The sequence below is a fragment of the Massilimicrobiota sp. SW1139 genome (genome assembly GCF_012027715.1).
GTDB classification, from domain to species: domain Bacteria; phylum Bacillota_I; class Bacilli_A; order Erysipelotrichales; family Coprobacillaceae; genus Allocoprobacillus; species Allocoprobacillus merdigallinarum.
Window position 1 is genome coordinate 106,485 of sequence record NZ_SJOR01000003.1, and the last position, 12,900, is coordinate 119,384.

Annotated in this window: 11 protein-coding genes and 9 tRNA genes; 12 read left to right on the forward strand and 8 right to left on the reverse strand. The window is 32.2% G+C overall.

Going from position 1 to position 12,900, the window contains the following annotated elements; genetic code table 11:
• The first annotated feature begins 22 nt into the window (after positions 1-22).
• From E0K96_RS02890 to E0K96_RS02945, 12 genes are all read left to right on the forward strand, one after another.
• On the forward strand, positions 23-1,300 hold the full coding sequence (locus E0K96_RS02890; RefSeq protein ID WP_168081043.1) for an aspartate aminotransferase type Ic: 1,278 nt from the start codon (positions 23-25) through the stop codon (positions 1,298-1,300).
• 111 nt (positions 1,301-1,411) lie between these two features.
• Positions 1,412-1,487: transfer RNA gene (locus tag E0K96_RS02895), tRNA-Gln, on the forward strand.
• 4 nt (positions 1,488-1,491) lie between these two features.
• A tRNA-Val gene (locus E0K96_RS02900) sits at positions 1,492-1,567 on the forward strand.
• A gap of 7 nt (positions 1,568-1,574) precedes the next feature.
• Positions 1,575-1,650 (forward strand) — tRNA-Thr (locus E0K96_RS02905).
• A 5-nt stretch (positions 1,651-1,655) separates the two neighbouring features.
• A tRNA-Tyr gene (locus E0K96_RS02910) sits at positions 1,656-1,739 on the forward strand.
• A gap of 6 nt (positions 1,740-1,745) precedes the next feature.
• Positions 1,746-1,821: transfer RNA gene (locus tag E0K96_RS02915), tRNA-Lys, on the forward strand.
• Positions 1,822-1,835: 14 nt separating this feature from the next.
• Positions 1,836-1,924, forward strand: a tRNA-Leu gene (locus tag E0K96_RS02920).
• A gap of 7 nt (positions 1,925-1,931) precedes the next feature.
• Positions 1,932-2,005, forward strand: a tRNA-Gly gene (locus tag E0K96_RS02925).
• Positions 2,006-2,008: 3 nt separating this feature from the next.
• A tRNA-Asn gene (locus E0K96_RS02930) sits at positions 2,009-2,084 on the forward strand.
• Between the two features lie 7 nt (positions 2,085-2,091).
• Positions 2,092-2,167, forward strand: a tRNA-Glu gene (locus tag E0K96_RS02935).
• Between the two features lie 106 nt (positions 2,168-2,273).
• Positions 2,274-3,911, forward strand: coding sequence for an AAA family ATPase (locus E0K96_RS02940; protein WP_168081045.1), 1,638 nt, complete (start codon positions 2,274-2,276; stop codon positions 3,909-3,911).
• A gap of 11 nt (positions 3,912-3,922) precedes the next feature.
• The gene (locus E0K96_RS02945; protein WP_168081047.1) at positions 3,923-5,779 is read left to right on the forward strand and encodes a VWA domain-containing protein; all 1,857 of its coding nucleotides are present in this window, start codon (positions 3,923-3,925) and stop codon (positions 5,777-5,779) included.
• 22 nt (positions 5,780-5,801) lie between these two features.
• On the opposite strand, the gene E0K96_RS02950 is transcribed toward E0K96_RS02945, so the two are convergent.
• From E0K96_RS02950 to E0K96_RS02985, 8 genes are all read right to left on the reverse strand, one after another.
• On the reverse strand, positions 5,802-6,080 hold the full coding sequence (locus E0K96_RS02950) for a hypothetical protein (RefSeq protein WP_168081049.1): 279 nt from the start codon (positions 6,078-6,080) through the stop codon (positions 5,802-5,804).
• Positions 6,077-6,472 carry a hypothetical protein gene (locus E0K96_RS02955; RefSeq protein ID WP_168081051.1) on the reverse strand — a complete coding sequence of 132 codons (396 nt, stop codon included), beginning with the start codon at positions 6,470-6,472 and terminating at the stop codon, positions 6,077-6,079. Before E0K96_RS02955 ends, E0K96_RS02950 begins: the two co-directional genes overlap by 4 nt.
• Positions 6,473-6,690: 218 nt before the next feature.
• Positions 6,691-8,688 carry a penicillin-binding transpeptidase domain-containing protein gene (locus E0K96_RS02960; RefSeq protein WP_168081053.1) on the reverse strand — a complete coding sequence of 666 codons (1,998 nt, stop codon included), beginning with the start codon at positions 8,686-8,688 and terminating at the stop codon, positions 6,691-6,693.
• 100 nt (positions 8,689-8,788) lie between these two features.
• A complete protein-coding gene (locus tag E0K96_RS02965) occupies positions 8,789-9,199 on the reverse strand; it encodes a hypothetical protein (RefSeq protein ID WP_087243703.1) in 411 nt (136 codons plus the stop codon).
• 57 nt (positions 9,200-9,256) lie between these two features.
• Complete coding sequence (locus E0K96_RS02970) at positions 9,257-9,949, reverse strand: tRNA threonylcarbamoyladenosine dehydratase (protein WP_168081055.1); 693 nt, start codon at positions 9,947-9,949, stop codon at positions 9,257-9,259.
• Position 9,950: 1 nt separating this feature from the next.
• Positions 9,951-10,787 carry a tRNA 2-thiocytidine biosynthesis TtcA family protein gene (locus E0K96_RS02975; RefSeq protein WP_087243701.1) on the reverse strand — a complete coding sequence of 279 codons (837 nt, stop codon included), beginning with the start codon at positions 10,785-10,787 and terminating at the stop codon, positions 9,951-9,953.
• A gap of 61 nt (positions 10,788-10,848) precedes the next feature.
• Positions 10,849-11,136 (reverse strand): hypothetical protein, encoded by a 288-nt coding sequence (locus E0K96_RS02980; RefSeq protein WP_168081056.1) that lies wholly within the window; start codon positions 11,134-11,136, stop codon positions 10,849-10,851.
• A gap of 231 nt (positions 11,137-11,367) precedes the next feature.
• Positions 11,368-12,780, reverse strand: a complete 1,413-nt coding sequence (locus E0K96_RS02985; protein ID WP_087243700.1) for an amidophosphoribosyltransferase — start codon at positions 12,778-12,780, stop codon at positions 11,368-11,370.
• Positions 12,781-12,900 lie beyond the last annotated feature (120 nt).

The window sequence follows — 12,900 nt, forward strand, 5'->3', positions numbered from 1 at the left end:
ACTTCAAAGTGGGGGATTAAAAATGAAAGCATATCAAGATATGAATCAAGATGAATTAAAAACTTTACATCAACAATTAAGCAAACAATACCAAGACATGAAAGATTTACATTTACAGCTAAATATGGCTCGTGGTAAACCTGATTTTAGTCAAGTTCAACTCTCTATGCCTTTATTAGATGTTATTAATAGTCATTATGATTTTACACATAAAAAAGATTATTGTAATTATGGTATATTAGATGGAATTGATGAAGCCAAACAGTTATTTGCAGATATTTTAGAAACAACACCTGAACATATTATTGTTTATGGAAATTCAAGTTTAACAATCATGTTTGACCAGATCAGTCGTGGTTTTACACATGGATATTTAGGACATACACCTTGGTGTCGTTTAGATAAAGTCAAATTTTTATGTCCTGTGCCTGGATATGATCGTCATTTTGCTATTACAGAACGTTTTGGCATTGAAATGATATCTATTCCTATGGATGAAAATGGTCCTGATATGGATCTGGTAGAAAAATATGTGAATAATGATGAATCGGTAAAAGGTATATGGTGTGTGCCTCAATATTCTAATCCATCAGGAATAACATATTCTGATGAAGTTGTAGAAAGATTTGCACATCTCAAACCTGCTGCTCCAGATTTTAGAATTTTCTGGGATAATGCCTATATTATTCATCACCTTTATGATCATCATCAAGATCATGTCAAAAATATTCTTGAAGCTTGTCAAGAAGCAGGAAATCCTGATCTTGTGTTTGAATTCTGTTCAACATCAAAAGTTACTTTCCCAGGAGCTGGGGTAGCGGCTATGGCTACATCAATTAATAATAAAAAAGATATTTTAAAACATTTAACAGTTCAATCTATTGGTCATGATAAGTTAAATCAATTAAGACATGCTGAATATTTTAAAAGCATTGAAGATTTAAAAGATCATATGAGTCAACAGGCTGAATTATTAAGACCTAAATTTGAAATGGTATTAGATATTTTTGATAAAGAATTAAAACCACTTCATATTGGAACATGGTCTCATCCATTAGGTGGATATTTTATTACTTTTGAAGCTATGGACAATTGTGCTAAAAATATTGTTCAAAAATGTAAAGAAGCAGGTGTTATTTTAACTGATGCGGGTGCAACTTTCCCTTATGGTCATGATCCCCATGATTCCATTATCAGAATTGCTCCTTCATATCCACCTTTAGATGAATTAAAACAGGCAACAGAACTTTTTGTGTTATGTGTAAAGCTTGTTAGTGTAGAAAAATTATTAAAATTATAGATGAATCCATGGATTCATCTTTTTTTCAAGTTGAATTTGAAAAAAATTCAACTTTTCCACTAAAAAATATTGACTATATTCTAAAAAATTGTTATATTAAATAAGCACTGTTGGGATATAGCCAAGCGGTAAGGCAACAGACTTTGACTCTGTCATTGCGCTGGTTCGAATCCAGCTATCCCAGCCATGTTGGAGGTTTAGCTCAGTTGGGAGAGCATCTGCCTTACAAGCAGAGGGTCAGCGGTTCGAGCCCGTTAACCTCCACCATTTATTTGCCGGCTTAGCTCAATTGGTAGAGCAACTGACTTGTAATCAGTAGGTTGAGGGTTCAAGTCCTTTAGCCGGCACCATATACGGGGAGGTAGCGAAGTGGCTAAACGCGGCTGACTGTAACTCAGTTCCTTTCGGTTCGGTGGTTCGAATCCGCCCCTCCCCACCATCTTTTGACCCGCTAGCTCAGTAGGTAGAGCATCTGACTTTTAATCAGAGGGTCAGGCGTTCGAGTCGCCTGCGGGTCACCATTAAAAGCACATATGCCCAGGTGGCGAAATTGGTAGACGCACAGGACTTAAAATCCTGCGGACCTTAAAATCCGTGCCGGTTCGACTCCGGCCCTGGGCACCATTCTTTTGCGGGTGTAGTTCAATGGTAGAACTTCAGCCTTCCAAGCTGACTACGTGGGTTCGATTCCCATCACCCGCTCCATACGCTTGAATAGCTCAGTTGGTAGAGCAATCGGCTGTTAACCGATCGGTCGTAGGTTCGAGTCCTACTTCAAGCGCCATTTTTATGGCCTGTTGGAGAAACGGTTAACTCACATGCCTTTCACGCATGCATTCACGGGTTCGAATCCCGTACAGGTCACCATTTTTCAAGCAAACGATCTTATGATCGTTTTTTTATTTATATAAGCACATAATTTGTGATATGTCTGATACATGTTATAATATGAAACAGAAAAGGAGTAAGATATATGATACTTGATACACTTAAACAATTTAAACCCTATTCGATTTCACCAGGATATCATAGTGACATGATTCTATATGGGACTGAAAGCACAGATGAGCTCATCCCTCACACAACATATCCTTATCAACATGATACTGCTAAAGCTATACAAGGTATTGTTCATAGTCACTATCAACATGATTTTGTTTTTGTTTTTATCCATGAGCATTCTCTTTTATTTCAAATCACTCATCAAAATAAAATAGAAGCTTATTTAGAATATTCTTTTCATGAGCATCGTTTTATTATGGCAACTATCAATGAAGAAAGCGATAGTCTATATCGTTTACTTTTAACAGCTATTAATTACTTATATAATCAATATCAGATTGAAGAATTTGCTGATATTTATGAAAATTGGCGCCATATTGATATGTCACAACATGAGCATGGTCAACAATGGGATGCCAATGAATATAAATATGTTTTATATATAGCAAATAGACTCATTGAACTTGTAAAAGAAATGATGAATCAACCTGACTGTTTCTTATCTTTACATTATGATTCTGTTGAAGAATTTATGCAACATCAACATATTACATTTAATACACAATCATTATGTGAAACCTTTCTGTTTCAAAAAGATCCTCAAAATCTCTTACTTGATTTACAATCTCAAGAAAAAATTTATGAATCTTTATCCACAGCTTCTTATACTATTTTAGATATCAATCCTCTTTATAGTGATCAGGAAAAACAAAAGCTTCCATTATTTTTACAGGAATCTATTAAAGATAATGAACGTTTATATATGCAAAATCGTCATTTTTTAGATCAAAATGATTTTGATTTAATCAAATCGTTTCAAAGAGGAAAAACTTGGTCTTGTTTATACTATGGTCCTTCAGGAACTGGTAAAACAACAAAATTACTTTGTGTTGCTGGGGCATTAGGTTTACCATCACTGAAAATGGTTGGAAGTCGTTCTATTGATGAATCAACATTATTTGGAAAATATGTTTTAAGAAATGGTGAAACCATTTTTGAATATGGTCCTTTAAGTTTAATGATGAAATATGGTGGAATGTTTATTTTTGATGAAATTAATATGGTTGATAGTGATATTATTTCTTCATTAAATGATGTTCTCGATGGTACAAAGCAAAAAATACTAGATAATGGTGAAATTATTCATGCACATCCTTTGTTTAGATTTGCTGAAAGTATGAATATTGGTTATGCTGGAACGAATGAAATGAACCTTTCTCATAAATCACGTATTCAAAATAAAATAAAAATCAGTCAATTACCTATTGATAAAATGGCACAAATTATTGTCAAGGAAACAGATATCGACTTAAAAACAGCAACTCAAATGGCATCATTACTCGATGCTTTCAATAATGTTATTATAAACGAAGGAAATGAAACAACACAAAGAATTGACTTGAGAACCTTATTAAACTGGGCTAATAAAACAGTTGACTTAGATGGTGATGTATTACGTGCCAGTCTAGTCACTATTATTTCTGAATTAGCTGAGGAAGATGATGAAATTCTTAATCTGGAAGATGTTCGTCAAATTTTATCAACAAACGGTGCTGCTTCTTCAGTGATGTCATTAATCGTTCATGAATTTGTTGAACAGGAAGCATAAAGGTATAAAATATGTTATCTCAAGATGAAAAAAGAAAACTTAAAAAAAATGCTGCTCTCTATGCCAGAATGCCTGTTCAATTACAAATAGATACAAGCAATCAGCATTATTCACAAATCCAAAATCAAAAAGCACTCATTGTTTTAGGCGAACAAGCCCCTTATCGTTATCTTGCAAACTTTCATCCTCAAGGTTATGCCATGTTTATGGAAGGTCTGGAATTACACGAACTGGCTTCTTTGTTATATACTGATTTTCAAGTGCTATCCCATGTCTATCAAAAAGCCACTGAAGCTTTAAACATGGCCAATCAAAGTGCCAAAGCATATTTAAATAAAGAAATCAAGTATCGTGATTTGAAAGACATTCTTTTCCATTATGTCTATCAAACCAATCTTCCATTAGTCTTAAAAGCCATTGAAGAAGGTGCTGTTGAAAATGCTATGGGAATAGAATATCCTGAAACATGGAATGCTTTAATGTATGCCAGACAAGCCATCATACTGGCTTTTATGAAAGAAAACCATAATCATCATGATACCTCATTTCTTATGGATAAAATCATTAGAGAAATAATGGCTATCTGCACTTATGGTTATCGCTTTAAATTAAATGATAGCATCGTTTATCTGCCACACTATTTGCATCAGCATTTTACTGAAATAAGAAAGCTTGCTATTAAGGGACGTTTACAAACCCATAATACAACTGAACGTTTAGAAATAGCTCAAATGATTTTACAGCTCTGTTCACCTATTATGGAAGAAACTGTCAAAGAAATCATCGATACTATTCAAAACGGCTCTCAAATATCTGGCATCTCTAACAGTCTTTTTTCACAAATGTCCAGTGAAATTGCTGTTCAATTTCAAAAGAGTAATTCCAATGATACTCAGCCACAAGAAACACCAACAAAATACAAAATGAATCTTTCTGATGAAGAATTTCAACGTATTGAATCTCTAGAAAATGAAGCAGAAAAAACAAATAATCATCAAATTTTACAAGATATTCATAGACGTGAAGAAAAACAAAGAAAACAATCAGAAAAAAGGCTTCAAACCCAAACATATCAATCAACTATTGAACAATCTATTGTTTTATCTCCTTTAGAAAGAACAACACCAACTCAATATGGTATTATTGCTTTAAGAAGTCAACATGAAAGTATAGTCCGAAGTAATAAACTGGCAAGACTGTTTAAACGTGAAAGAATGTATGCTTCTAAAAGTCGTACAAAACATAGATTAGAATATGGTAGACATTTAGATCAGCAAAATCTTTACCGCGCCACTTTAGATGGTCGTGTTTTTAAGGAACATAAACAAGGTCAAAAGAAAGATTTATGCGTTTATATTCTTGTCGATACAAGTGAATCAATGAGCGGAGAAAAAATAATCAATACTATGAAAGGCTGTTTTGAACTGGCAAGAGTATTACAAACTTTAAAAATCCCCTTTTGCATCTCATCTCATAAAGCTTTAGGACAAACCAAAGTACAACTCACTGAAATTATATCTTTTCAAGACTGTCAAAAAAGATATATGTTAGATCGTATCTTTGCAATGCATACATCTGGTGGAACACATGAGGATATAGCTTTAGAATATGTATTAAAAAAACTAGCTGACTATAAAAGACAAAGAAAAGGTTTTGTTTTTGTATTATCTGATGGTGATACTCATGGTGTTGAACATATTCATGAATTAACACATCTTTATAAAAAAGATAAGAATATAGATGTCATTGGAATTGGTATTCAAACTGCCCCATTAATTACAAAAACATATCCTAACAGTTTATTTATAGAAGATATACAAACTTTACCCGATATGCTCATTAACAAATTAAAAGAAATTGCAATATAAAAACATCTCATTTGAGATGTTTTTATATTGTATATCCAATAACGAATAATGACATCATCACAACCAACAGCAATCTGATGGCTAACCAAATTGTTGGATAGCGACGAAACAAACGAAAATAAGTATATTCTATATTTGCAATACAACTTCCTCTTGCCCAAAAAGCATTGCATAATATGGAAAATATCCATATGATAATAACTAAATTCTGATGCGTTCCATGAAGCAATAAAAATATACCTGCTATCAAAATAATAAACCATTGTATCTTTATAAATAATTGATCTATTTTCCTATTCATTTTCCATAAACTCCTACATAAGAAATCTTTCCATTATTTTCCTGCATTCTTAAAATAACGTCTCCCTGTTTTTGGTTTTGATCTTTGAATTTAACTGTCAAAACTTGACTATCACCTTCTTCAATAGAAACAGATTGAATTGTGACAGGTAATGAATACGATGATAACTCATTCATGATAAATGTCACAATTTTTATTTGGACATCTTTAAGTGTATCTTCTTCCATGACATCTTGAAATTCAGCTTCCATGTCCTGATAGATTTGTTCTTGTGATGCAATATCACTGGGATCTTCTTCTGTCTTTTGCATGACTTCTTGTGAATAACTGACTAATTTTTCTGCCACCTCTACCATATCAACCTGATTGTCATTGACTTGACATCCATCCACTCATAGCAAAAGCTAAAACTGCACTCAATACAAACATTCCTATTCTTTTCATACCTTTTTCACCTACCTTATCTTTATAGTATATTATTTGATATGAAAATAATTTAAATATTTAAAATAATATCTCTTCTCACTATCAGTATAACATATTCATTTTTACAGTAAAGCTATTTTATATTTTCAAAAAAAAGTATTTAAAAAACGGAGTCATCACTCCGTTATTTTTGTAAATATGACATAAGTGGCTGTTTAACACCATTAACAACATAATTACTTCCACCACGACCTTTGACATCTTCTACCATTGTTGTAATGACAATTGGTTTTGATGAATCAGTAGAAGCAACAGATAACCATCCAAGCTCTGTTCCTGTTGTATCATCTTGTGAATCTTTAATCTCTCCAGTTCCTGTTTTTGCGGCTAACTGATATTGACTGTTATTTAAAGCATATGCAGTTCCATTATTGTCTTCAACAACTTGAATCAAATCAGATTTAATTTCATCAGTTGTTTCTTTAGAAAATGGTTCTGCCCAAACTGATGTTTCTGTTGATTTCACAACATGTGGTGTCATCATTTTACCATCATTCATAAAAGAACTATAAATAGATGTCATTTGAACTGGATTCATAAGAATCTGTCCTTGTCCATATCCACTATCTGCAATTAGTATTTCATCATCAAATGAATCACTTGTATATTGTGATTTTGTAAGAGCCAATTCAAAAGGAATATCTTCTCCAATCATTAAAGATTTATATCCTTTTTCAAGATTATCTTTTCCAATTTCTAATGCTGCTTTCGCAAAATAAACATTATCAGAATAAATTAAAGCATTTCTTAAATTATTTGGATTTGGTGCATGTAAAGTTGTAACAAAATAATCTCCCCAACTAGAATCTTTTTGCCATTTCATTTCAGCTCCAAAATCTTTAGATGCATCTAAAGAATCAGTTTCCAATCCAATGGCTGCTGTTATAGACTTCATTGTTGAACCAGGCACCCAAGTCGCTCTAAAACGATTTGTTAATGGTTGATCTTCATCATTGTTTAAATCATCCCATTCTTCCGTTGAAAAACCATAAATAAAATCATTGCTGTCAAAAGATGGTGTGCTGACTAAAGCTAAAACTTCACCGTTTGTTGGATTCATAGCGACTGATGCACTTTGATCTTCATCAAATGCATTATATAAATCTCTTTGTAAATCAATATCTATCGTTAATGTAATATCCTGTCCATCCTGTTTTTCCTGCGTAGCAACTGTACTCTTTGTACTTCCATTTTCATCAACAATAGAAATTGTTGCCCCATTTGTTCCTTTTAACTGTTTTTCATATGCTGCTTCAATACCGCTTCTTCCAATCATTGATGTTTCTGTATAACCTTCACCTTGATGTTTTTCTAAATCTTCAGCAGTCACCTGTTGCATATATCCAGTTAAATGTGATGTCACTTCACCATATGGATAAGTACGAACTTCAACTGTATTGAGCTGTACTCCTGGAATTTGTAGTAATTGGTTTTCTAACTGTGTATCTGTTGATGGAATTGTTGTTAATGGAACAAAGGAATCATCTTGAATCCATGATGCACTCATTGTTTTTTGAATGCTTTCTTTTGTTAAACCTAACAACTCAGCCAGTTGGTCGTAATCATTTTCACCATTCAGTTTACCTCTTACTAAACCAACAGAATAAGCTTCTCCTTGTCCTGCCAACATTTTTCCATTACGATCTAAAATTTGTCCTCTGATTGCTTCATCTTCTGAAACTCTCACTCTATCATTTTGTGTTAAATCTGGAAAAATAAATGAATCATCCCACACAATTTTTCCATCTTCAATCGTTGTTTTATTTTCAAAAGTAACTTCTCCAGCAATCGTATTCATTTTCACATTATATGTTAATTCATTATCAGTTTCATCTGTAACTTCAATTTGAAAATTACTTGCTTCAATACCTTCATAAATATTCTGATTTCTTTCCACAAATGTTTGCTGATCATAAGATTTCTGTGATTCGCTACTTAGACTATTGTACATATCTTCATATTTCTTTTCAGATATTTGTGCATAAAAATTCTTTAATGTGGATTCATTATTATTCCCTGATAATAAAAAGAATAACACTACCGCCACAATCACAACAATCGCTACAAGACCTCCAATAGCAATATATTTCTTGCGATTACGATTCGTATATACGACTCCCATATCTTCTCCTCCTTTGTAAGCTTAGTATATCACTTTTCAAAAATAAAGAAAATATTTAGTCGATATTTCTCAAAGAATCCAAAAATGACTAACAAAACTGTTAGCCATTGGTCTGTGGAGTATTCAAATTCGTAATAATTGCTAAAACTGTTAAAATATGTCCAAGCTTTGTATCAGAAATAGCTCTCACTGTTTCTCTAAACTCATTGTTACTTTGATTGTATGTGAGTTTACGATATTCAAGATAAGAACTGATTTCAAGTTTCAATATTTCATTTAATACTGCTCTATATCCTCCCTGTAAATTAATCTCTGGGACCATTGGATCAAAGTTAACACCATATTCTAACTTATAAAAATAATTCAAGTAATTGGCATTTGTTTCAGCATTTTGAGCAAAAGCCAATAATGCATTTTTTTCTTCTTGTGATGAAGCTAAAGCTGCTGCTCGACGATAAAGTTGAGCTAAAAATTTTTCTGTATAAATATAAGATTGAAGTTGTTCACGCATGTTTTACACCTCAATTTAACATATGTCAATAATCCATAAATGTGAAAAAAGATTTGTTTATTTCAACAAATCTTTAACAACTTCACTGGCAATTAAAAGTCCCGCACTAGAGGGTACAAAAGCTGTACTTCCTGGGATAGCTCTTTTATGGGTTATTTCATCTGATGCAAAAGGTTTCATTGGTAATTCTTGAGAATAAACAACTTTTAAGTGTTTGACACGACGTTTCTTCAATTCTCTACGCATCACCTTAGCAAGCGGACAAACAGATGTTTTATAAATATCACTGACTTGTAATAATGCTGGATTCATTTTATTTCCTGTTCCCATTGAACTGATCAAAGGTATTTTTTGGTCACAACGAACAGCTAATTCTATTTTAGAAGTGATTGTATCTATGGCATCTACCACATAATCGTATTGTGATAAATCAATTTGATCAGCTGTTTCAGGTAAATAAAACATATCCAATGTTGTCACCTCACACTCAGGATGAATTGATAATATTCTTTTTTTCATCACATCAACTTTCTTTTGACCAATGGTTTCCTGTGTTGCGATAATTTGACGATTTAAATTCGACAAAGAGATAACATCATTATCTACAATCGTGATATGTCCAATACCACTTCTTACCAGTGCTTCAACAACATATCCACCAACACCACCAACGCCAAATACAATGACATGAGCCTGATTTAACTTTTGAATATTATCTTCTCCTACTAATAATTCAAATCTTGAAAACATTTTATTCTCCTTTGTCATAATCATCTAAAAAATGATGTCTTCCTGATTCATCGCTATATGAAATAATGGTTGCCAAATTCACATTTTCTACACTTTTAAAAACATTCTTTTTCACATTAGGATTCATTGTTTCTAAATATTTTAATAAATTTTTCATTTCTTCTCGTTTAGAAGTATGATGCACTTCTCCTAATTCTTCCATTTCTTCAGTAAAACGACAGGCACATTGAATAAAAGACAAATCATTATATTTACACCAATTGATAATATCTTTTTCTTCTATTAAATACATCGGTCTAATTAATTCCATTCCTTCAAAGTTTGTACTATGTAGTTTCGGCATCATTGTTTGTATTTGCGAACCATAAAACATTCCCATAAGGATTGTTTCAATGACATCATCAAAATGATGTCCTAATGCTATTTTATTGCATCCTAACTCTTTAGCTTTCGCATACAAAAAACCTCTACGCATTCTTGCGCATAAATAACATGGTGATTTTTCGATATTTGTAACAACCTTGAAAATATCTGATTCAAAAAACTGAACAGGTATTCCCATAATTTTTGCGTTCTCTTCAATCTTTTTACGATTTTTTTCATTATATCCTGGATCCATTGATAAGAAAACCAATCCAAAATCAAACTGTCCATGACGTTTAATTTCCTGTAATAACTTAGCCATTAACATAGAATCTTTTCCCCCAGAAATGCACACTGCAATATTATCACCTGGTTGAATAAGATCATATGTCTGAATAGCCTTCACAAATTTTCTCCATATGGGTTTTCGATATTTCTTTATAATACTTTGTTCAATCTGTTTTGTTCTATCCATGTATTTCTCCTTTAATTTCATACATCCAAACTATATCAAACATCTTATCATTTGACAATTTTTATTTATTTTTATTGTCACAAACTGGTAACGTTCCTTCTGGAAGCCAATCTTTATAAGAAGATTCATAAAATGCATCAGATTTTTCCTTAGCCAAACGTTGTTCTCTAGCAAAATCCAAATCCATTGTATCACCAAAGAATTGAAGTGTCATAGCATAAAAATCATCAGGAGATATATGCGTTATAATCGCACCTATGCATCTTACATTTTGATATCCTGCATTTCTATATTTTTCTCTTGCGTCTTCTACATTCTTTTTATATATTGGTTGAATTTCACCAGTCAATTGATGATCAACAGTTCAATCTTCTAATCCAAGTGTTTCAAATGGAATGTCTGCTTTTTTTAAATAGGGCGTTATCAGAGGAATTAATAAAATGGGTAAAAAATGTGTATAAACTGATTTTGTTTACGTTATATTTTCAAATGTAATCATCGTTTCACCTCTTTATTCTTTATATATTATATTTTGAAAATAATCAAATAAAAATGATTAAAGCATACGCTCTAATCACTTTTATTCTTTTCCATCCCAACAATAAGTACATAACTTACAAGGTTCAATACCAATAGATTCAATCAAATCATCTAAACGATGATATCTTAAAGAAGTGAATTTCAATCTCTTACAGATTTCATCTAACATTTGTTGATATTTTTCACTATCAGGATTTGCATATTCAGCTAATATTTCATCAGTGACGTCACCTTGTTCTAAATCTTTAATCACACGACGTGTAATCAAATCTAATTCTGAATTAGAACGTGAGAAATTCAAGTATTTACATCCATATAAGATAGGTGGACAGGCTGGTCTCACATGAACTTCTTTAGCTCCAGATTGATATAAAAACTCTGTTGTTTCTCTTAATTGTGTTCCTCTGACAATAGAGTCATCAATCAATAATAAACTTTTATTTTTAATCAATTCTTTTACAGGAATGAGTTTCATTTTTGCGATTAAATTTCTTTGACCTTGACTTTGTGGCATAAATGAACGTGGCCAAGTTGGTGTATATTTAATAAATGGTCTTGCAAATGGAATTCCAGATTCATTAGCATATCCAATTGCATGCGCCAATCCTGAATCTGGTACACCAGCTACACTATCAGGTGTCACTGTTCCCTGATCACGTTTTGCGAGCATACTTCCACAATCATAACGCATTTTTTCAACATTCACACCTTCATATGTAGAAGTTGGATATCCATAATAAACCCATAAGAATGAACAAATTTTCATTTGATCGTTTGGTTTGACTTTTTGTGTAAATCCATGAGGATAAATAAAACCAATTTCTCCTGATCCTAAATCTTTATAATGATGATAACCAAGATTTAAGAAAGCAGAACTTTCAAAAGTGACACAATAAGCATCATCTTTTCTTCCAATAATAACAGGTGTTCTTCCTAATTTATCTCTTGCACAATAAATCCCTTCATTCGTCATTACCAATATACTCATTGATCCTTTGACTAATTTTTGAGCATGTTGAATTCCTTCCACAATTGACTCTTTTTGATTAATTAATGCAGCCACCATTTCTGTTGGATTGATTTCTCCCCCGCTCATTTCCAAGAAATGTGTCTTTCCCTGTTCAAAGCATAATGTTCTTAATTCATCTAAATTATTAATTCTTCCAACTGTTGTAATCGCAAATGATCCTAAATGCGAATTCACCAACAATGGCTGTGCCTCACTATCAGAAATACATCCAATTCCAATATTTCCAGCAAATTCTTCAACATCTTTTTCAAACTTTGTTCTAAAAGGTGAATTTTCTATATTATGTATAGAACGTTGAAAACCATCCTTTCCATAAACGGCCATACCACCTCTTCTTGTTCCTAAATGTGAATGATAATCTACTCCAAAAAACAAATCCATGACACAATCATTTTGTGACGCTACCCCAAAAAAACCACTCATACTGTTCCTATCTCCTTTGTCTTCTAATTTACATCCCTATTCTAATCAATTTCATAAAAAAAGTCTACAAACTTTTTATTATTTTACGACTTTTTTATCGCAACTAAAAAATAGTCATTT

Excerpts from the sequence above, each read along its gene's own strand:
- E0K96_RS02890 (WP_168081043.1), top strand. The coding sequence starts at position 23 with ATGAAAGCATATCAAGATATGAATCAAGATGAATTAAAAACTTTACAT.
- E0K96_RS02940 (WP_168081045.1), top strand. The coding sequence starts at position 2,274 with ATGATACTTGATACACTTAAACAATTTAAACCCTATTCGATTTCACCA.
- E0K96_RS02945 (WP_168081047.1), top strand. The coding sequence starts at position 3,923 with ATGTTATCTCAAGATGAAAAAAGAAAACTTAAAAAAAATGCTGCTCTC.
- E0K96_RS02950 (WP_168081049.1), bottom strand. The coding sequence starts at position 6,080 with ATGAATAGGAAAATAGATCAATTATTTATAAAGATACAATGGTTTATT.
- E0K96_RS02960 (WP_168081053.1), bottom strand. The coding sequence starts at position 8,688 with ATGGGAGTCGTATATACGAATCGTAATCGCAAGAAATATATTGCTATT.
- E0K96_RS02965 (WP_087243703.1), bottom strand. The coding sequence starts at position 9,199 with ATGCGTGAACAACTTCAATCTTATATTTATACAGAAAAATTTTTAGCT.
- E0K96_RS02970 (WP_168081055.1), bottom strand. The coding sequence starts at position 9,949 with ATGTTTTCAAGATTTGAATTATTAGTAGGAGAAGATAATATTCAAAAG.
- E0K96_RS02975 (WP_087243701.1), bottom strand. The coding sequence starts at position 10,787 with ATGGATAGAACAAAACAGATTGAACAAAGTATTATAAAGAAATATCGA.
- E0K96_RS02985 (WP_087243700.1), bottom strand. The coding sequence starts at position 12,780 with ATGAGTGGTTTTTTTGGGGTAGCGTCACAAAATGATTGTGTCATGGAT.